The organism is Desulfobacula sp. (assembly GCF_014237455.1).
Lineage (GTDB): Bacteria > Desulfobacterota > Desulfobacteria > Desulfobacterales > Desulfobacteraceae > Desulfobacula.
Genome location: NZ_JABZFL010000007.1, coordinates 1 through 19,868 on the forward strand (window position 1 = coordinate 1; position 19,868 = coordinate 19,868).

Genomic DNA, 19,868 nt, shown 5'->3' on the forward strand with positions numbered 1-19,868 from the left:
TGACCAACAAGACTGAAGAGGCTTTAAGGCAAGGCCTGATAAAAGGTTGGAAAGGTCTTGTCTGGCTGCTGAAGATTATACTTCCCATCTCTTTTGCCACCGCCCTGCTGGTTCACTTTGAAATTATTTACAAGCTTGATTTTCTGCTGACTCCGATCATGACCTGGCTGTCACTGCCGGCATCGGCAGCCCTTGTCCTGATTATAGGTCTATTGACCGGGATTTATGGAACAGTGGCAGCCCTTTCTGTCATGCCTTTTGCCATGGACCATATGATTTTGATCGCCATATTTACTTTGATATCTCATAACCTGATCCAGGAAAGTATTGTGCAGGGAAATTCAGGGATCAATCCTTTTATTGCAGCTTTTTTCAGGTTTTTTATGGCGTTGATCGTCACTTTTATTTGTGCAAAAATTATGGGGGTGACGCCTGATACAGGCGGGGCTACAGGCGCAGGAATCTATGCGCAGGAATCAAAACCATTTATGGTTATGATCAAACATTGGGGTTGGAAAACCTTTAAACTGACCACCCAGATTTTTTGTATTATCATGCCTCTTATGGTGATTCTGGAGCTGGCTAAAACATTTAATGTTATAAATCTTATAACGAAAATGGCATCTCCGGTTCTTTCGATTATGGGCTTGAGCCGTTCAACCGGGATGCTGTGGCTGACGACATCCATTTTCGGGCTGGCTTATGGAGCAGCAGTTATTGTTGAAGAGACCCAATCCAATGATTATAAAAAAGAGGACTTAACCAAACTTCATCTTTCCATTGGAATCAACCATGCCATGATTGAAGATCCCGCACTGTTCCTGCCGCTGGGGCTGCCAATATTCTGGTTATGGATTCCAAGACTGTTTGCCGCTATCATTGCTGTCTGGTCGTATTCATTTTTTTTATCTGCAAGGAGGCTTTATGCTAAGCGAGCTTGCCATAAAAAATTTTGCGATCATTGATGACATACGGATTTCATTTCAAGACGGATTTTCCGTATTAACCGGGGAAACCGGTACGGGAAAGTCAATCATTATTGAGGCAGTCAACCTGTTGCTTGGCGGTAGAGCTTCGGCTGATCTGGTGAGATCAGGCTGTGACACTGCAGAATTGGAGGCCTTCTTTGACTTTGATGAGCGTTCACGGGCTGCCATGATTTTAGAAGAGCAGGGTCTTGGCGGTTCTGAGGGCCTGATTGTCCGCCGGGTTATCTCATCTTCGGGCAAAAGCCGTGTGTTTATCAACTCAAGGCACTCCACTCTGGATCTTTTAAAACAGGTGACCTTCAATCTTGCCGGTATCTCAAGCCAGCATGCCCACCAGGGGCTTTTAAAAGAAGAAAACCATTTGGATATCCTGGATGAGTTTGCAGAGACGACAGACCTGAAAAATGAAGTCAGGAACCTGTACCAGACCATTATCCCTTTGAAAAGAAAGATAAGAGAACTTACCCAAAGCCTGGATACAAAAAGAAAAGAACAGGATTTTCTGGAGTTTCAGATAAACGAAATCAATGATGCCGCCATTTTGCCCAATGAAGATGAAGACCTTGAAAAGAAGCGTAAGGCACTGTTGAATGCATCAAAAATATTTGAAGCTGTCAATCGTTCCATCCATGAGGTTCATGACAGGGAAGGGTCTCTTATCGAGAAACTGTCTTTTTTGAGAGATGGTATGGAAAGAGTAAGTATGGCGGATGAATCTCTTGAAAAAATTGCACAGCAGTTTTCCGGTACCATATTTGAGTTGCAGGATATTGCCAGTGAATTAAGGGATTTCTCTTCTACCATTGATCTTGATCCAGCCTCCCTTGAGATAACGGATCAAAGACGGGACCTGATTTCCAGGTTGAAAAGAAAATATGGCGGGAGCCTTGATGCGTTGTTTGATGCGTATGAAGCCATGCAAAAGAAGCTCTTTCACACGACTGAGATTGAACGTCAGATCGAAACCTTTGAAAATGATATTCACGTTTTTTCAAAAAAGATAGAGCAAAAAGCAAAAAAATTATCAAGCTTAAGAAAAACAGCAGCAAAAAAATTATCTAACCTTGCAAAAGATGAATTGGATGCCCTTGAAATGGGAAAAGCAAAGTTTGAAGTTGCCTTTTCCAGCGGGATCACAAATGACTTGGAAGATATTGCGACAGTTGATCGGAAAAAAATAGGACCGGACGGGATGGATAAAATCCGCTTTCTTCTCAGTCCAAATCCTGGTGAAGCATTAAAGCCGCTTGTTAAAATTGTTTCAGGCGGCGAGCTGTCAAGAATTGTTTTGGCATTAAAGGTGGTTCTATCAAAAAGTAAGTCTCTGGAAACATTGATTTTTGATGAAGTGGATGCCGGTATCGGGGGGGCGATATCTGAAAAAGTCGGTCTTAAATTAAAACAATTGTCTCAAAAACATCAGGTGGTCTGTATTACGCATCTGGCCCAGATTGCAAAATATGCCACAAACCAGTTCAGGATATCCAAGGATGTGATCGATGGACGGACCTTTACGGCCATTGTCCCATTGGCAGAAGAGACGGCGAGAATTGAAGAAATTGCCAGGATGATTGGCGGGGCCAGTATTACAGATGCCACCCTGACCCATGCCAGGGAACTTCTTGACCAGACATTATCTTGACAAATAGTCATATATGGTTAACTTAAGAAGTTATTGAAAAGTTGAATAAAGGAGTTTTTATGCCAATATATGAATTTAAATGCTCAAAATGCGAAGAATTTTTTGAAGTTCTTGTAATGGGCTCAAACAATGATGATACAGCTGCTTGTCCCAAGTGCAAATCAGAGGAATTTGAAAGAGTTGTTTCCAAAACTAATTTTGCCATGGGAAGTTCATCTTCAGGGAAATCCAAAGGTGTTCAGACCCAGGAAAGAGAATGTTCCAGCGGATCCTGCAAAACGTATACCGTTTCAGGTGAGACAAGATAGCCTCGCAAGATTCATTTGCCACCCTAAGGTTTTCTCCATTTTAAATTCGATGTAAAGCAGCCGCATAAGGCAAAGGAGATTTTTTTGAAAGAATTTGTCAAACTTGTAATTGACGGGAAAGAGCTGACACTTCCGGTGATTGAAGGCTCAGAAGGAGAGAAGGCGATTGATATCAGAAGTCTGCGGCAGGAGACAGGATATATTACATTTGATCCCGGATTTGGAAATTCCGGAACCTGCAGAAGTACGATTACCTATATGGATGGGGAAAAGGGGATTTTAAGATACCGGGGTGTCCCCATTGAGCAACTGGCTGAACAGTCAACTTTTGTAGAAACCGCATTTCTATTGATCGCAGGACATCTTCCCTCCCGGGAGGAACTCACCCGGACCAGCGTTTATTTGAATGATTTTTCTCCCCTGCACGAGAACATGAAGGCATTTTACCAGAATTATCCCCCCAAGGCCCACCCCATGGGAATCCTTTCAGCCATGGTGAATGCCATGAGAAGTTTTTATCCTGAACTGCTTGACATTGAGGAGGATATGAACAAAACCTATCTTCGCCTGATTTCCAAAATCAGGACAATGTCGGCAATGGCTTACAGGATTTCATTAGGGGAAAAGGTTGTCTATCCAAGGCCGGATCTGTGTTATTGTGCCAATTTTTTAAACATGATGTTTGATGGTGTGGTGGTTCCTTATCGTATAGATGATGACATGGTCAGGGCATTGAATGTCTTCTGGATTCTTCATGCCGATCATGAGCAGAATTGTTCCACTACGGCTGTAAGGGTTGTAGGAAGCGGTAAAGTCAATATTTATTCAGCGATTTCAGCCGGAATTTCAGCACTTTGGGGACCCCTGCACGGCGGAGCAAACCAGGCAGTGGTCAATATGCTTGAAGAAATTCATAAAGACGGGATGACTGTCAAAGAGTGCATTTCAAAAGCAAAAGATCCAAATGATCCTTTCAGACTTTATGGATTCGGGCACAGGGTTTATAAGACGCATGACCCAAGGGCAAAGATCATGAAAAAAATGTGTGATATTCTCCTTGCAAAAACTAAAAGAAAAGATCCCTTGCTGGATATTGTCCAAAAACTTGAGGAAACGGCTTTAAACGATTCATATTTCAAAGAAAAAAATCTTTATCCCAATGTGGATTTTTATTCCGGCATTGTATTGCGGGCCATGGGGATTCCCACCAATATGTTTACGGTTATGTTTGCCATAGGCCGATTGCCGGGATGGATCGCCCAGTGGAAAGAGGACGTGGCTGATCCCGAGATGAGGATATCGAGACCGCGTCAGGTTTATACCGGTAATCAGTTGCAGGAGTATATTCCCGTTGATGATCGAGGTTAGTTAATCTGGGTGTTGACGGTATCATTACAGATTTTCCGCAATTGTTCGCCACAAGATCCTGATCCCACAAGATCCTAATAAAAGAACGCTTTGAACGCCTGGATGGCAGCCTCAATATCTTGGGTTGATATATCCAGGTGAGTCACAAGCCTTAAATGATTGCTGTTATCAATGAGGATTCCCTTTTCCTTTAAAAAACTGCAAAGAGCGTTCATATCCGCCTTGATGTCTGCAAAAAGGATATTGGTCTGAACCCTCTCCATATTGATGTGAATATGATTAATTTCAGATAATCCTTTGGCCAGGATCAGGGCCTTTTCATGGTCTTTTTCAAGCCGCTGAATATTGTTTAAAAGGGCAAAAATGCCTGCGGCTGCAAGGATACCTGCCTGCCTCATGCCGCCGCCTAAAACCTTTCGCCATCGTCTTGCTTTTTCTATCTGGTTTTTTGACCCGCAGAGAACAGACCCCACAGGAGCGCCCAGGCCTTTTGACAGGCAGCAGGAAATGGTATCAAAATATGTTGTGATCTTTTTGACGTCAACCTTAAGTTTTATGGCGGCATTAAAGATTCTTGCGCCGTCAAGATGCAGTATTAACCCATTATCAGTTGCAAATTTATTGGCCTTTTCAAGATACTCCAACGGCAGTACTTTCCCGGCCTGGGTATTTTCAAGGCATAAGAGTTTTGTATTGGCATAATGGAAATCATCGGGTTTAATAAACTGGGATACCTTTTCAAGGTTTAAGGTCCCGTTCTCTTCAAAATCCAGGGGCTGGGGCTGAATACTGCCAAACACGGCCGCGCCTCCGCCTTCATACCGGTAGGTATGGGCGTGCTGCCCCACAATATATTCATCTCCTCTGTCACAATGGACCAGCAGTGCCAGCAGATTGCTCTGGGTGCCGCTGGTACAGAAAATGGCATCTTCAGTCCCGAGCATTTTTGCAGCAAGGGCTTCAAGCTCATTTACGGTGGGATCTTCTCCATACACATCATCGCCCACCCTATCCGTCATCATTGCTTCCATCATGCCGGCCGAAGGTTTTGTAACGGTATCGCTTCTTAAATCAATTTGTTTCATTATTTTTACTAAAAAGTCCTATATTGTTGCGAGTTTCTAAATATGGCTTGCGTAAAAAGTTTATTTCATCATAAGGGTTCTTGTCTGCTGCTTTATTTTTAATAGTTCCTGATTTGAAAATAGTTTTTGATCTGTTATTGCCCCTTCCGTTTCCATAGAGGGTAATGTAATATCGGCTGTCCCGGCTATTGGTTTAGGCTCTTGTTTGATTGGTATTTTACTCAAATCTAGTTCTCCTTTAAAAGCACGTTGGCTTAATGTGCCATAAAGGTTTTCAAGCTCTGTAAGGCTTTGTTTGTATTTTGATTTTATGGAGTCTACTTTTTCTACTATTTGTGCAAATTTGTTTTGAAGATCCACCGGAGGCAAAATAAGTGGAAATTTTTTTAATTGTGTCGAATTAATTGATGCGATTCCTGTTGTTTGTTTTGCTGCCTTTAAAAAATATTTTTTCCCGTACATTGATCCAATTAATGCACTCAAAAAGTATGGATTTAATTCTAATAAGCTTTTGATTCGCACTCTAAATATATGGTTTTGATGTATGCAATTTGGTATTTTGTTTTCCCAAACAGAACCTCTACCAAGCTTGTCGGGATCACCTCCTTCTGTTAGCAGGATATCTCCTTTTAGCAGCAGATGTTTTTCATATTCTTTTTGAGAAACGGCAATAGTCTTTATTTCATTAAGATCGAAATACCCATCTTGAACATTTGCTACTCTCATATAAGGCGCTTCTATTAGATTTTTATCATTATATTTTTTTCCTTTTGTGACTCCTGACACTATATCTGTGTTTAACAATAATGGTTCAGTCTTCCAGTCCTTATATTTTGAATTGGTAAAGCCAAACATTTCCAAAAATGTACTTTTCAGCAATTCATCAAGAAGCTCAATGCTCTCTTTACGTTTGGCAATTAAGTTTTCTGCTTTAGAAAGGATTGTGGCTATGCGGATTTGTTCGTTGAGAGATGGCAGTGGAATTCTAATTTTATGTAGATGACTTGGTCCAAAATTTAGTTGAGCAGAACCTGTAATCAGTCTTTTCATTTGCGCTTTAAAAAAAATGGTTTTAAGAAAAAATTTTAAAAAAGCCAGCGAAGAAATTTTATCATCTAAGGTTTGAAATCTTATTGTGCTTGTGTTCATACAAAGAGGTAGATGTTCTTTTTTAACAAAGGCTATTTTATTATGAAAATTATTAACTACAACGCCAGAACTGGCAATCACCAGATCTCCTTCATTAACTAAAAAATGTTGATATTTGATATTTGCTTCTTCTTCATCAATATAAATAGAAGTGTTAGATAAATTGAGTTTACTGTTATTTATATTCCTACCGTTGAGCAATTTTATTCCTTTATCTCTAAATTGCCATTTCCTTACACCAGGTCCTTCTTGAAAAAAGAAAATATCAGAAATCTTTTTCGTTTCCCATTTGTGTTGGAAAAATGAATTTAAGTTAGCCATTATAGTATTTCTTCTAATTCTAACAAATCTTCAGTGATATTCTTTTCTAATAATTTAAGCTTTGTTAGGATTTTCTTTGGTTTTTCGTACTCCACCTCTTCAAAAACATCCTCTCTGTATCTGTTAAAGGTCAAATCATATTTTTCATCAACAACCTCTTGTTTTAGCACAAAGAAATATTTTTTCTTCCGGTCATTCCCTTTTTTTTGGTCACGCTTTTTAAATTTTTCAACAATATCCTGTAAATCCCCATACCCTTTTAGCTTTGTGCGTTTATCGTCAAGGCTGTACCCATCACTCTGCATATCATAAAACCAGATATTTTGGGTTTCCCCGGCTTTGGTAAAAATAAGGATTGCTGTACTGACACCGGCATAGGGTTTAAACACACCGCTTGGCATGGTAATAACGGCTTTGAGTTCTGATTTTTCAATCAGTAATTTTCGGGCGTTTACAAAAGCCTTTCCGGCTCCAAAAAGCACACCCTGGGGAATAATCATGGCTGCTGTTCCACCAATTCTGAGCATGTTGAAAATACGCTCTACAAACAGCAGTTCTGTTTTGGTGGTGTTCAGTTTTAAGGCTTCATTTATATCCCCTTTATCAATACTGCCTTTAAAAGGGGGATTTGCCAGTACAATATCAAATTGATTTTCTTCATTGTAGGCTTTGCTTAAAGTGTCTTTATAATCAATTTCCGGGTCGTCAATGTCATGCATCATCAGGTTCATTAAGCCCAGGCGCACCATGGTGACATCAAAGTCATAGCCAAAAAAACTTTTTGTTAAAACTGCTTTTCTTTTTTCCGTAAGAGATGCACTTATTGAATTTCTCATAAAACCATCTTCATCAGGTTTGTGTTTGATTTTTTTCCTGTCAAATTGAGAAACAATATATTGGTATGCTCCAAGTAAAAAGCCTGCGGTTCCGCATGCAGGATCTGCAATCTTGTGTCCGTATTTTGGCTCCACAAGTTCTGCCATCAGTTTTATTATATGGCGGGGTGTCCTGAACTGACCGTTTTTTCCGGCACTGGCAATTTCTGAGAGAAGCATTTCATAAACATCACCCTGAATATCCTGAAAAGTCTGTCCACCCTGTTGCGTATCTTTTTCTATCTCTTCAAAAATATCTTCAATGGTTTTTATTGCTTCAACAAGCAGTGCCGGCTTAGGAATTATAAAAACGGCATTTTTTATATGTTTTGTAAAAGGAGAGGTTCCTCCATTTAATTCTTTTAAAAATGGAAAGACTTTAGCTTGAACATGTGCAAGCATCTCCTCTGCCTGCATATGTTTAAAATAGCTCCAGCGAAGCTTTTCTTTTTTTATCTTTTCGTTAGTACCTGGAAGAGTAAAACTGCCTTCAAATTTTGAAGTATATGACTCTTTTGTAAACTCAGCATCTGCTTTTCTTTTTAAATCAAGATCATCAAGGCGTTTCATAAACAGCAGGTAGGTAATCTGCTCAATGGCGGTTAATGGATTGGCGATTCCGCCACTCCAAAACTTGTCCCAAAGCTGATTTATTTTACTTTTTAATACCGGGTTATTTTGCAACATACTTATTTGTCCTTTAAAAAATATCCACCGGTTTTTCTGCTGCCCCGGCGCTCAATAAGTTCTTTTTGGATCAATGCTCTAATCTGTTTATGAATTGTATCAACAGGGCGTTTCAGGCTGTTTGCTATATCATTTGCCTGTACTCCCGGGTGTTTTGCGATATATTCCAACAATAAAAGTAATTCAGGATTTAACTTGCCATTTAACTTGCCATTTAACTTGCCACTGTCCGGCACGTTATCTTCAACAGTTTTACGTTCAAAAATAGCTGTAACAAAGCTGTCAAATTCAAATTGAATGGGTTCAAGCTTTGCTTCTTTCATTAATCTTTGCATTCTTATAATGCCGGTTCCCATTTTTTCTATATAGCCCATGCGGTGAAAAAGATTTGCAATATTGGCATTTCGCAGAATACTTTTTTTGCCAAAGTTCTTTTTATTAATACCTTTGACAAGACCACCGGGACTTGAAATTTCTACCCTGTCATCAAATATTGCAATCATAATATTTGCCCCTTTTTCAAAGTAATTTCGGTGGCATACTGCATTGATAACAGCTTCACGCAATGCCTCAAAAGGAATTTGGGGTATCTCTATTCTTTTGGGGGAGCCGTCAAATTCATACCTGACAGGAATATGCTGCTTTAGAAAAAGCATGGCATTATCAACACTGCTTACAAGATCAGCATTGAAATCTTTTCTATCTAATATATTTGCTTTGTCTGTTCCTTTAAAAAGGGCACAGGTTATGGTGGTATGTCTGTATATGTTTTCAAGGTTTTTAGCAAAAAACAAAATTCCTGTATTGTTGAAAATCATCTTGCCGCCCTGCTTTTGTGCAACACCAAGATTTTGAAGGATGGCAGGAACAGGGACAACCAATGATATATTGGATAGTTGCAGGAAATGAGTCAATTTTTTCTTATCAAAATCCTTATTATAGTTAAAATCAATATTTGTTAATTCATCATACCTTATCTTACCTTCAGATTGGAAAAATTCAATTATCTGATTGCGTGTCATTTTTTGTGCATTGGCTCCAATTCTGGTATAAAATCCGGAAGAGCAGCAATATGGCTTATCTTCACCACTTCGCACATGGACAACAAGTATTTTGTTTTCTTCTTTTAATATTATTTTTATTGCTGGGTCACAATTGTTGGCGATATCTTGTATCTGGGATTTCAGTTTATTGGTTATTTTTATTCCCTTTAGTTCACCATTATCTGTAATCCCAATAAAGATTCTACCACCGGAACCATTGGCAAAGGAGACCATCTCTTTATCAATGTTTGCCGCTTTCTTTTTAAATTCAACCAGATAACCTTCACCTTCTTCTATTATCTGTTTAAGTTCTTTTGGATTCATCAGGCGGCCAGGTCTTCAGTTAATAATAAAATTTCATCTATTTCAGATGGAGTAAAAATACCACGAATACCTTTAGGATGTATAATAGTAAAAGGAGATTCTATTAAGTCTCTTTTGCTTATGGATTCACGTTCAATAATCACTTCTCTTAAAAGGGTTAAAAAATCCATCTGTCTTGAGTTTAGGTTTGAATGCTTTTTAATAAACGCATCAAATGCCCTGGTCACAGTATTGGGAAATGTTTCCAAAATTTCAAGCCCTAAAATATGACGGATAAATTGAATAAATTTTGCTTTGGGATTATTATAGGTTTTTCTTAAAAGGTCTATGGTTATGTGAGGATGTTCTTGATGAAGCGCATCAGCAAGTTGGTTAATTTGTGATTCACTTATGGCTTCACCCTGTTTGATTTTTTGCAATACCGGATTGTTCAAAGTTAGTTCAAGAATCATTGTCTCAACCATTTCACGGTATTTTGAAATACTTATGGATTCATGCTCGGGACCAAACTCTATCATCTCTTTTAAGAAAACACTGTCTTTAAAATCAAATATTGCAGGACCGGTTTCAGGCCCATCAATATTTCTAAATTTTGCCAAGGGTCCAAGTTTCAAAGAAAGCTCATCAAAGGTATCATTAGTAGCTGTAGCCCAGTAATGATTTGTTTGTGCCTTATTGATTAATGTCTCTTCTCTTGCCACAATATTTACAGAAAGAGGCAGTTCGCTTATCTGTTCTATAAGACTATCCTTTAATGTTGAGTACTTATCTTTTTCTTCAGATAAGAAAGCCAAAGATATTTCAAGAACATCTTTTTGAAACCGCATGGCTTTAAAATCAGTTTGAGAAATAGTGCGGAATAAAGGTTTTATAGTGTTACGCAAAAACTCAATTTTCTCATGGGACATCTTTTCCCAGAACTCATTGTCTTTTAGATTGCTTAAAGATTTTGCCGCATCTTTGATTACAATAGAATCTTTGGGTAGCTCATTAATCTGCTCTCGTAAATATATTATCTCTTTTTCAGCAATTTTATTTTTATTAATATCAATAGCTTTCTCAATCTTGTCTATTCTGATACCAACAAATTTTACAGGCAAAGGTATTTGCTGCTTGTTTTCTTTACCTTTTGGATTAAGCTTAAAGTATTCAAAATTATCCCAGCAATCTATAATAAGAAACATATCTTTTTCAGGACACCATGGCTTTATCTTGTTCTCCTCTAAAAGTCTTGTTCCCCGCCCAATCATCTGCCAGAATTTTGTATAGGAATAGACAGGTTTGGCAAAAACAAGATTTACTATTTCTCTTATATCTATTCCTGTATCCAGCATATCTACGCTGATTGCGACCCGGGGCATGTCATTGTTGGTAAACTGATCTAAAAGACCGCCTTTGCCATATACGCGAGCATCGTCTGAAACCAGTACTTTTACAAGCTCTCCACAGTATTCCGGATATAGAGAATCAAAAATTTTTTGCATTCTTCTGGCATGGGACATGGATGAGCAAAAGAAAATTGTTTTACCAGGCAATACACCATCAGGGTCTTTGATACACTCTTCCATAAATTCTTTTACAATTAAAGCATTGGTGCCTTTATTAATTATAGTTTTTTCAAGTTGAGTGCCTTCAAAATTGATCTCTTCTACTTCTATGCCCTCTAATATCAATTTTTTCTGGTCTTCAAGGCAGATAGTTCTTTTGCTGATCCCCTTATCTTGAAATTTTGTATGAATTTTCATTACCTGAAAGTTGGAAAGAAAGGGCGGAACATGGTTGATGGCTTCTTTATAAGAAAAAGCAAAAGAGGGGATTCCATCTTCACATTTAAATAATTTAAAGGTGTTATGGTCAATTATATCTGTAGGTGTTGCCGTCAAGCCAAGGCTGATTGTATTAAAATAATCAAGAATTTCACCATAGGTATTGTAAATAGAACGATGGCTTTCATCTATAATGATCAAGTCAAAAAAATGGGGTGATAAAGGATTTTTCTCATCACGTATAATATTCAGCATGGAAGGGTAAGTTGATATATAAATTCTCCGATTTTTTGTAATTTGCTTTTCCCCTGGCTTTGGCCATCTTGGCTCGTTGGGGAGATATTCTTTAAATGCAGCAAGTCCCTGTTCTCTTAGCGCTATACGATCAACCAGAAAAAGAACCCGTTCTGCCCAGCCTGCCCGCATTAAAGCATCAACAATAGCAATACATACTCTTGTTTTACCTGTTCCGGTTGCCATTACTAACAAGAAATTGCGCTGCCTTTTTTCAATCTCTTCCATTACCGCCCGGATAGCTCTGATTTGGTAATCACGCCCTGCGATATCAGTATTTATCAGCTCTTCTGATAATAATTTTTTATTATTTTTTATGTAATGATAACGTTTAAGATCGTCACGAGTTGGATATCCTATTATTTTCCTTGGAGGATAGTTTTCCAAATCCCAGAAAAATATTTCAAATCCATTTGTATAAAAACATAATGGAAGTCTGCAATTATATTGTTTCTGGATGTTATAACAGTATTGTTTAGCCTGCTCACGACCAGCTTCAGCACCTTTGGAAGTTTTCTTTGCTTCAATTACAGCAAGGGGTTTGCCATCTTTACTGAGAAGTGCATAATCGCTGAATTGATGGGCGCTATATTCAGATATGTCCTCGTGAATACTTTCAGATATTGCAACCTTTATATCAAACTCTTCAATTACCTGCGTACAGTCAGTAATATCCCAACCGGCAGCCAATAACTGTTTGTCTATTATCTCTTTTCTTGTTTGATTTTCCGTGTTTGTCATTATATGTTTTGTATCTATGGGATGGAAAAATGTCAAGGAAGAAGCGCTTTGCAGACAGTTAACATTTTGCAGCACTCTGTTGATATTGATTAACCCCCAAAAGCTGCTATTACTGAGGCAAAAAACTATTTTTACGGAGGTTTGATTCATGAGTATTGAACCGGGAAAAACCATTGTCGGATTTATCGGATTGGGAGTCATGGGCCAAAGCATGGCCGGTCATATTTTGGATGCCGGATATGAACTGCATGTCTACACCCGCACAAAGGAAAGGGCTGAAAATATTATCTTAAAAGGCGCTGTCTGGGAGGATGCTGTAAGTGAACTGGGCGCAAAATGTGATGTTATTATTACCATCGTTGGATTCCCGGCTGATGTTGAAGAGGTCTACCTGAGGGGAAATGGTATTTTAAACTGTGCTAAGAAAGGGACTGTTGTCATTGATATGACCACGTCCAGCCCTGATCTTGCTGTTAAAATTGATGAAAGGGCAAAAATAAAAGGTATTGAATCCCTTGATGCACCGGTGTCAGGCGGCGATATCGGCGCTCAAAACGCCACGCTTTCCATTATGGTCGGCGGGGATAAAAAGACCTTTGATAAAGCCTTCCCGCTGTTTGAAGTGATGGGTAAAAATATTGTACTCCAGGGGAAACCAGGGTCTGGTCAGCATACCAAAATGGCAAACCAGATTGCCATTGCAGCAGGAATGGTAGCGGTCTGCGAGTCCATTGCCTATGCTGAAAAGTCGGGTCTTGATCCAGAAACCGTGCTCAAGAGCATCGGGTCAGGCGCTGCCGGATCATGGTCATTGAATAATATGGGTCCCCGAATGATTGCCCGGAACTTTGAGCCCGGCTTTTATATCAAACATTTTATAAAGGATATGAATATTGCCGCCACATCTTCAAGCCGCATGGGACTTGAAACCCCCGGGCTTGATCTTGCCTTGTCGTTGTATAAAAAAATGGCGGAAAAGGGATATGAAAACGATGGAACTCAAGGCTTATTTAGATTGTTTGAATAGGCCTGTGCGTGACCTATAGCTTATGATGATTCAGATTCTCAGAGTTCGGTTTTTTACGATTGACAGTGATATTTTTTTTGAAATTGATTTGAGGAATTACCAGTGAGTCATGATTTAAAATCAGCCATAATTTAATACTTTTCTTGACAAGAAGCAACTTCCTATCCTATGACAAGAACCGGCCGTAAAAATATCAAAGGCCTTTTTCTGGTTGCAGCATCAGAAGGCATCAAGAAGATTACCGATGCTCATCCGGATGTAGATATCTATGTTGTATCCGTAAATAGAGATGGTTGAATTTTGAAAATAAAAAAGGGGAGGAAGTTAATGGCGGATGAAACACCACGCACAGAATATCAGTTCAGAACAGTTGAAGAATTTTACTTTTACGGAGAAGGAGAGGGAAAATGAGCGATGTCCATTCGACCGAGTATAAATTTCAGCTAAAAGACTGCCTGCTCGGAGCGCAGATGCTCTTTGTGGCCTTTGGTGCCTTGGTGCTGGTACCGATCCTGACGGGCATTGATTCCAACGTAGCTCTTTTTACGGCTGGCGTTGGCACCTTGATTTTTCAACTCATCACCAAGGGAAAGGTGCCTGTTTTCCTTGCTTCCTCCTTTGCTTTCCTGCCCCCGTTATTCGCAGCTCAGCAGGGACAATTCACTTATCCGGGCATCATGTGCGGTCTGGTGGCTGCGGGCCTGCTCTATATTGTCCTTAGCCTGCTGGTTCGCATTTTTGGGGCCGGCTTCCTGCACCGGCTGCTGCCTCCTATTGTCACCGGCCCGGTGATCATGCTTATTGGCCTGATCCTGGCCCCTGTGGCCGTGCATATGGCAATGGGCCGTGCGGGTGATGGTTCCATCTGGCTGGAACCGCAGGTTCCGTCCATGATCATCGCTGGAGTGGCACTGGCCACCACAGTGCTGGTCTCGTTGCTTGGTAAAAAATGGTTCAAACTTATTCCCATTTTGTGCGGTATTGCAGCGGGCTATGCAACCGCTCTACTGCTCGATATCACAGGTCTGACTGCCTCTATGCATGCGTCTTTCATGGCCACCGCCGTGGAAGGTAAGATTCAGGGCGTGGCACCGGCTCCCTGGATGGACACCGTGCTGATTGCCTTCGGGGGGTTGGCTGACCGCCCATGGCTGGCCATGCCCAACTTCACTTTACCGACCTGGGATTTTAACGCAATTCTTTTTGTGGTACCCATCGCTATTGCCCCTGCGATTGAACATTTCGGTGATGTATTGGCCATCGGTTCCATTACCGGCAAGGATTATGTCAAGGATCCTGGTATTCAGAACACCATGCTGGGTGATGGTATTGCCACTTCGCTTGCCAGTATGGTCGGTGGACCGCCAAACACAACCTACTCCGAGGTTTCCGGAGCAGTGGCACTCACCCGTGCCTTCAATCCGGCCATTATGACATGGGCGGCCATTACCGCCATCCTGCTGGCATTTGTCGGCAAACTTGGTGGATTGCTTGGTACTATTCCGATACCGGTCATGGGCGGCATCATGCTGTTACTCTTTGGGGCCATTACAGTTATTGGTCTGAGTACACTGGTCAGGGCTCAGGTAGATCTCATGGAGCCTCGCAACATGATCATTGTGGCCATCATTATGGTCACCGGTCTGGGTGGCATGGTCCTGAATGTTGGTGTCACCGATCTCAAGGGGATCGGCCTGGGAGCAATCATAGGCGTTATCTTGAATCTGGTGCTTCCCGGAAAAGACCAGAAAGAAGCCTCTTAAGGCGTAATTGATTTCATAAAAACGCATGTGGCTTCCAGGATTTCCTGGAAGCCACATGGTTCGCATACAATGGCGATATTTTTTAAATAATTGTTTTTATTTCGTGCCAAAAATTTTATCCCCTGCATCCCCCAGACCTGGTAATATATAGCCGATTTCATTGAGACACTCATCAACGGCGGCCACATAAATATCCACATCAGGGTGTTTTTCTTCTACTTTTGCAATCCCTTCGGGTGCAGCCACCAGGAAAAGACCTTTGATGGTTTTGCACCCCGCCTCTTTTAAGAGATCAATGGTGGCAATAAGAGTTCCCCCTGTTGCCAGCATGGGGTCAAGGATCAAAGCAGTTCTTTTTTCCATGGAACTGGCGGTTTTGACATAATACTGTACCGGTTTTAAGGTCTCTTCATTCCTGTAGAATCCGACCACACTGACCTTGGCAGATGGGATAAGATCAAATACACCATCCATCATTCCAACCCCGGCTCGTAAAATGGGAACTACGGTAATTTTTTTTCCTTTTATTTTTTCAACTTCAACTTTTCCGGCCCATCCTACGATCACTTTTTTTTCCGTGATAAGGTCTTTTGTGGCTTCATAGGTTAAAAGTCTTGCAACTTCCGAAGACAGGTCCCTGAAGTCTTTTGTGCTGATGTCTTTTTGGCGCATCAATCCTAATTTATGTTTTATAAGAGGATGATCCTTTACAAATACCGTCATGCTGCCTCCTTTGTTTTAAGTGATTTCCCGATCGAAAAAATGTCACTTAGGAAACTATTAAAATCGCTTAAGCTAGTCAAGTAAATAAGTCTTAATGCAGTCTTATATTGAATTATTTTTTTTTTTATGCACAATAGAACATATGATTCAGACACCTTATATATCCGTTGCCGTATCCCTTCCTGTAATGACATCATATACATACAAGGTTCCGGATCATTTGAAAGATTTTTGTTCCCCGGGAATGAGGGTGCTGGTCCCGTTCAAAAACAGGCGGGTGACCGGATATATTATTTCCGGACAGGAAACGTGTGAAGGATTCAAGGCAAAGAAGATCTTTGATGTATTAGATGATCATCCCCTGTTTCCGGAATCACAAATATCTTTTTTTAAGTGGATTGCCGGATATTATATCCACCCCCTGGGAGAAGTGATCAAGGCTGCCCTTCCTTCCGGTCTTGACCGTCACGATGTTTCTTGTGTCTTTGTTACACAGCACGGACAGGATCGGTTGAATGCAGGCAGGCTTACACCAGGGGAAGAGCAGGTAATTGAATTTATATTGCACCGCCAGTCCTGTACCTTAAAGCAATTGAAAAACCTATATCAGCGAAAATGCCACCATCAACGCCCTGATCCGCAGGATGGAAAAACAAGATTTGATTATCGTTTCAGCCGTATTAAAAAAAGACGGTGCCAAGGTAAAAAAAGAGAAATTTATCCTTCAAAAGGATGAACCGAAAACCATCATTCGCATGTCCCAAAAACGAAAAAAACTTCTTTGCCTGGTGAAAGAGAAAAAAGAGATCTCCCTGACCGGATTAAAAGCACATATTCCTACGGCACCCGCCTTGATAAAGCCGCTGGCAGAGGCCGGATATATACAGATTGTTCAACGCCAGGTTTTCAGAGATCCTTTAGGAGATCCTGTAGAGCCGGATACACCGCCAACGCTGACGGTAGAACAGGAGACCGTGGTCAAAAGGGTACAGGAAAATTTGACCCGGGGATTTAAGCCCTATCTTTTGTCCGGCATAACAGGCTCAGGCAAGACCGAAGTCTATATGCGGCTGGTGCAGGATGTGATCGAAAAGGGAAAAAGCGCCATCGTGCTTGTGCCGGAAATCTCTTTGATTTCCCAGACGGAAAGACGGTTCAGGGCAAGGTTTGGGGAGAAAATTGCCGTGATTCATTCTTCATTAACCAAAGGCGAGCTACTGGATCAGTGGCGAAAAATTGTTTTAAAAAAGGTGAGGATTGTCATCGGAGCAAGGTCTGCTGTTTTTGCGCCGTTTGAAAATATAGGGATCATTGTTGTGGATGAGGAACATGACACCTCATACAAGCAGGAGACAGGCTTAAGATATAATGCAGGGGATCTTGCCGTTGTCCGTGGAAAAATGAATGACTGTCCGGTTATTCTGGGATCGGCAACCCCTTCAGTTCAATCTTATCAGAATGTTGTTATGAAACGATTTGAGGAATTAAAACTTAAAACACGTGTCAACCGGCATCCCTTGCCGGAGATAACCCTTGTGGACCTGAAAAAATATAAGGATGGCTGGGGGCATGACAGGATCATAACGCCGGAGCTCTCAAAAGAGATTCGAAGTTGCCTTGATAATGGGAATCAGGCATTGATCTTTTTAAACAGGCGGGGGTTTGCAACTTTCCCGGTTTGCAGGGATTGCGGGAAATCTTTGTCCTGCAAATATTGCGACATCACTATGACCCTTCATAAAGGCCACAATGAATATCGATGTCATCTTTGCGGATATGGCCGGCCCGTAACCGTTAAATGCCCGGAGTGCGGCTCTTCAAAAATCAAACCATTGGGGTTTGGCACTGAAAAAGTGGAATCCATGCTCAAAGCCCTGTTCCCGGATGCCAGACTTGTCAGGATGGATCAGGACTCGACATCCCGGAAAGGCGCCACCATAAAAATATTAAAAAGCATCAGAAACCGGAATGTGGATATTATTGTGGGAACCCAGATGCTGGCCAAAGGTCATGACTTCCCCTCCATTACCCTGGTTGGCGTGATTTGCGCAGATCTGTCCCTGAGCCTTCCGGATTTCAGGGCAGGGGAGCGAACCTTTCAGCTGCTTGCTCAGGTGTCCGGCCGTGCAGGAAGAGGAGATACTAAGGGCAAAGTAATCATGCAGACCTATAATCCTGACCATTTTATTATTGAAGCCGCCAAAAAACAGGATTTTCTTGAGTTTTTTCACAATGAGGCGCCGTTTAGAAAAGCATTGCTGTATCCGCCTTTTTCGCGGATGATTCAATTGAAAATATCCGGAAGCAGTTTTGCAAAGGTAAAAGCCTATGCAGCTGATATCGCAGAGGTTCTCAAGGTATTGCGTGGGAATGAAAGAAAGCAAAAAAATATGATCCAGATTCTGGGCCCTGTCGAGGCGTCCATCCAGAAAATTTCGTCGCGGTTCAGGTGGCAGATTCTTGTGAAAAGTCCTTCTTCAGCCCTTGTTAACCGTCTGGTAAAATCTCTCATGAATCATCCGAAAGTAACTCCCAGGTCAGGGGTCAGGCTGATTGTGGATGTTGACCCGTATTTTTTAATGTAGTATAGGTTCTACAATAACTTTTACAACACAAAGATACCAGAGCGTTGCCCATTGAGGAACGATTGAGGTTGGCAAACGCGATGGATGAGAGACAACTTGATCAGATTATTAGTCATCACAGGAAATGCTTGCGCGAAAGGGAACACCGGATACCCTATCAAAACAGGTAACGCATAAGGGGAATTATAATGCCATATGTAAATATAAAAATTACCAGGGAAGGTGCTACTGCAGAGCAAAAGGCAGAGTTAATCAAAGGAGTTACCGATCTTCTTGCCAAAATTTTAAGGAAAAATCCAGCGACTACAGTCGTAACCATTGATGAGATCGAAACGGACAATTGGGGTATCGGCGGTGAGTCTGTTACGGTTCGGAGAAAGCGATAGTGAGCAATAAAAAAGAACATGTATGCCCGGTTGAAAGAGCAGGCCATCTTGATAGCGGCATTCGAAGATGGGTGCAAAATCCTGAGAAAATATTGAGGCCGTATATTGAAGAGGGGATGACAGTTCTGGACATGGGATGCGGCCCGGGCTTTTTCTCTATTGACATGGCTCAAATGGTTGGTAAATTCGGCCGAGTGATTGCTGCTGATTTGCAGGAAGGGATGCTTCAGAAAGTAAGAGATAAGATAAAAGGAACAGAACTTGAGAAACGAATCACACTTCATCAGTGCGGAAAAAATAAAATAGACGTGTCAGCGCAGGTTGATTTTGTTCTGTTGTTCTACATGGTTCATGAAATTTCGAATAAGGAAGCGTTTTTCAGTGAGATAGAAACAATACTAAAACCGGGCGGACAAGTTCTCATGGTAGAGCCGCCATTTCATGTATCAAAATCAGCGTTCCAGGAAATGGTCAGAAAAGCAAGAGACGTTGGGTTTATTAATATTGAAGGGCCGAACGTGCTTTTCAGCAAGACCATGGTATTGAAAAAAAAAGAAAAATAAAAGGTGCCTGATTTTTATTTTGCTACGCTTCATAAAGGCGGGTAATTCACGCGGGGTTCGGTAGAAAAAGAATATAATTCGGAGGGGCTTATGAAAATAAAGAAAATCACATTATTATTAAGTTTTATGTGGATAATGATAATTGTTTTATCTTTTTTTTGGAATTACAGACAACTGATAAAGGAACAGGAAAGACTTGCACTTGAGACAGGAAGAAGTTTTTTTAATC

At 40.9% G+C, this 19,868-nt stretch carries 17 protein-coding genes; 11 read left to right on the forward strand and 6 right to left on the reverse strand.

The window, feature by feature from the left end; genetic code table 11:
- The 4 genes from HGJ91_RS01480 to HGJ91_RS01495 all read left to right on the forward strand — a co-directional run.
- A partial coding sequence (locus HGJ91_RS01480) for an iron transporter (protein ID WP_367142564.1) occupies positions 1 to 965 on the forward strand: 965 nt, incomplete at its 5' end.
- Positions 925 to 2,631 carry a DNA repair protein RecN gene (gene recN, locus HGJ91_RS01485; RefSeq protein WP_291345912.1) on the forward strand — a complete coding sequence of 569 codons (1,707 nt, stop codon included), beginning with the start codon at positions 925 to 927 and terminating at the stop codon, positions 2,629 to 2,631. The genes HGJ91_RS01480 and recN, both read left to right, overlap by 41 nt.
- Positions 2,632 to 2,690: 59 nt before the next feature.
- Complete coding sequence (locus HGJ91_RS01490; protein ID WP_291345913.1) at positions 2,691 to 2,939, forward strand: zinc ribbon domain-containing protein; 249 nt, start codon at positions 2,691 to 2,693, stop codon at positions 2,937 to 2,939.
- An 84-nt stretch (positions 2,940 to 3,023) separates the two neighbouring features.
- Positions 3,024 to 4,307 (forward strand): citrate synthase, encoded by a 1,284-nt coding sequence (locus HGJ91_RS01495; protein WP_291345914.1) that lies wholly within the window; start codon positions 3,024 to 3,026, stop codon positions 4,305 to 4,307.
- Between the two features lie 74 nt (positions 4,308 to 4,381).
- Here the strand turns inward: HGJ91_RS01495 and ltaE are convergent, their stop codons facing one another.
- From ltaE to HGJ91_RS01520, 5 genes are read right to left on the reverse strand one after another with little or no spacing between them, the layout of a single operon-like run.
- Positions 4,382 to 5,392, reverse strand: a complete 1,011-nt coding sequence (ltaE, locus tag HGJ91_RS01500) for a low-specificity L-threonine aldolase (RefSeq protein WP_291345915.1) — start codon at positions 5,390 to 5,392, stop codon at positions 4,382 to 4,384.
- 60 nt (positions 5,393 to 5,452) lie between these two features.
- Positions 5,453 to 6,862 (reverse strand): restriction endonuclease subunit S, encoded by a 1,410-nt coding sequence (locus HGJ91_RS01505; RefSeq protein WP_291345916.1) that lies wholly within the window; start codon positions 6,860 to 6,862, stop codon positions 5,453 to 5,455.
- Positions 6,862 to 8,424 (reverse strand): type I restriction-modification system subunit M, encoded by a 1,563-nt coding sequence (locus HGJ91_RS01510; protein ID WP_291345917.1) that lies wholly within the window; start codon positions 8,422 to 8,424, stop codon positions 6,862 to 6,864. The genes HGJ91_RS01505 and HGJ91_RS01510 overlap by 1 nt, the downstream gene beginning before the upstream one ends.
- A gap of 2 nt (positions 8,425 to 8,426) precedes the next feature.
- A complete protein-coding gene (locus HGJ91_RS01515; protein WP_291345918.1) occupies positions 8,427 to 9,791 on the reverse strand; it encodes an ATP-binding protein in 1,365 nt (454 codons plus the stop codon).
- Positions 9,791 to 12,592 carry a DEAD/DEAH box helicase family protein gene (locus HGJ91_RS01520; RefSeq protein WP_291345919.1) on the reverse strand — a complete coding sequence of 934 codons (2,802 nt, stop codon included), beginning with the start codon at positions 12,590 to 12,592 and terminating at the stop codon, positions 9,791 to 9,793. Before HGJ91_RS01520 ends, HGJ91_RS01515 begins: the two co-directional genes overlap by 1 nt.
- Before the next feature lie 148 nt (positions 12,593 to 12,740).
- On the opposite strand from HGJ91_RS01520, the gene HGJ91_RS01525 reads away from it, so the two are divergent.
- The 3 genes from HGJ91_RS01525 to HGJ91_RS01535 all read left to right on the forward strand — a co-directional run bounded on the left by HGJ91_RS01525 (position 12,741) and on the right by HGJ91_RS01535 (position 15,382).
- A complete protein-coding gene (locus HGJ91_RS01525) occupies positions 12,741 to 13,619 on the forward strand; it encodes an NAD(P)-dependent oxidoreductase (protein ID WP_291345920.1) in 879 nt (292 codons plus the stop codon).
- A 168-nt stretch (positions 13,620 to 13,787) separates the two neighbouring features.
- Positions 13,788 to 13,916: a hypothetical protein gene (locus HGJ91_RS01530; RefSeq protein WP_291345921.1), complete on the forward strand. Its 129-nt coding sequence runs from the start codon at positions 13,788 to 13,790 to the stop codon at positions 13,914 to 13,916.
- A 110-nt stretch (positions 13,917 to 14,026) separates the two neighbouring features.
- On the forward strand, positions 14,027 to 15,382 hold the full coding sequence (locus HGJ91_RS01535) for a uracil-xanthine permease family protein (RefSeq protein WP_291345922.1): 1,356 nt from the start codon (positions 14,027 to 14,029) through the stop codon (positions 15,380 to 15,382).
- Between the two features lie 96 nt (positions 15,383 to 15,478).
- On the opposite strand, the gene upp is transcribed toward HGJ91_RS01535, so the two are convergent.
- On the reverse strand, positions 15,479 to 16,105 hold the full coding sequence (upp, locus tag HGJ91_RS01540) for a uracil phosphoribosyltransferase (RefSeq protein WP_291345923.1): 627 nt from the start codon (positions 16,103 to 16,105) through the stop codon (positions 15,479 to 15,481).
- A 142-nt stretch (positions 16,106 to 16,247) separates the two neighbouring features.
- Between upp and HGJ91_RS01545 the strand changes: the two genes are divergently transcribed.
- The 4 genes from HGJ91_RS01545 to HGJ91_RS01560 all read left to right on the forward strand — a co-directional run bounded on the left by HGJ91_RS01545 (position 16,248) and on the right by HGJ91_RS01560 (position 19,639).
- On the forward strand, positions 16,248 to 16,841 hold the full coding sequence (locus HGJ91_RS01545; RefSeq protein WP_291345924.1) for a hypothetical protein: 594 nt from the start codon (positions 16,248 to 16,250) through the stop codon (positions 16,839 to 16,841).
- A complete protein-coding gene (gene priA / locus HGJ91_RS01550; protein WP_291345925.1) occupies positions 16,750 to 18,690 on the forward strand; it encodes a primosomal protein N' in 1,941 nt (646 codons plus the stop codon). The genes HGJ91_RS01545 and priA overlap by 92 nt, the downstream gene beginning before the upstream one ends.
- A gap of 188 nt (positions 18,691 to 18,878) precedes the next feature.
- A complete protein-coding gene (locus HGJ91_RS01555; RefSeq protein ID WP_291345926.1) occupies positions 18,879 to 19,076 on the forward strand; it encodes a 4-oxalocrotonate tautomerase family protein in 198 nt (65 codons plus the stop codon).
- Positions 19,076 to 19,639 (forward strand): class I SAM-dependent methyltransferase, encoded by a 564-nt coding sequence (locus HGJ91_RS01560; RefSeq protein ID WP_291345927.1) that lies wholly within the window; start codon positions 19,076 to 19,078, stop codon positions 19,637 to 19,639. Before HGJ91_RS01555 ends, HGJ91_RS01560 begins: the two co-directional genes overlap by 1 nt.
- The last annotated feature ends 229 nt before the right edge of the window (positions 19,640 to 19,868 follow it).

Coding starts and splice junctions, on each gene's coding strand:
- HGJ91_RS01515 (WP_291345918.1), bottom strand. CDS start 9,791: ATGAATCCAAAAGAACTTAAACAGATAATAGAAGAAGGTGAAGGTTAT.
- HGJ91_RS01505 (WP_291345916.1), bottom strand. CDS start 6,862: ATGGCTAACTTAAATTCATTTTTCCAACACAAATGGGAAACGAAAAAG.
- HGJ91_RS01520 (WP_291345919.1), bottom strand. CDS start 12,592: ATGACAAACACGGAAAATCAAACAAGAAAAGAGATAATAGACAAACAG.
- HGJ91_RS01535 (WP_291345922.1), top strand. CDS start 14,027: ATGAGCGATGTCCATTCGACCGAGTATAAATTTCAGCTAAAAGACTGC.
- HGJ91_RS01525 (WP_291345920.1), top strand. CDS start 12,741: ATGAGTATTGAACCGGGAAAAACCATTGTCGGATTTATCGGATTGGGA.
- upp (WP_291345923.1), bottom strand. CDS start 16,105: ATGACGGTATTTGTAAAGGATCATCCTCTTATAAAACATAAATTAGGA.
- HGJ91_RS01530 (WP_291345921.1), top strand. CDS start 13,788: ATGACAAGAACCGGCCGTAAAAATATCAAAGGCCTTTTTCTGGTTGCA.
- HGJ91_RS01545 (WP_291345924.1), top strand. CDS start 16,248: ATGATTCAGACACCTTATATATCCGTTGCCGTATCCCTTCCTGTAATG.
- HGJ91_RS01490 (WP_291345913.1), top strand. CDS start 2,691: ATGCCAATATATGAATTTAAATGCTCAAAATGCGAAGAATTTTTTGAA.
- HGJ91_RS01510 (WP_291345917.1), bottom strand. CDS start 8,424: ATGTTGCAAAATAACCCGGTATTAAAAAGTAAAATAAATCAGCTTTGG.
- ltaE (WP_291345915.1), bottom strand. CDS start 5,392: ATGAAACAAATTGATTTAAGAAGCGATACCGTTACAAAACCTTCGGCC.
- HGJ91_RS01555 (WP_291345926.1), top strand. CDS start 18,879: ATGCCATATGTAAATATAAAAATTACCAGGGAAGGTGCTACTGCAGAG.
- recN (WP_291345912.1), top strand. CDS start 925: ATGCTAAGCGAGCTTGCCATAAAAAATTTTGCGATCATTGATGACATA.
- priA (WP_291345925.1), top strand. CDS start 16,750: ATGGAAAAACAAGATTTGATTATCGTTTCAGCCGTATTAAAAAAAGAC.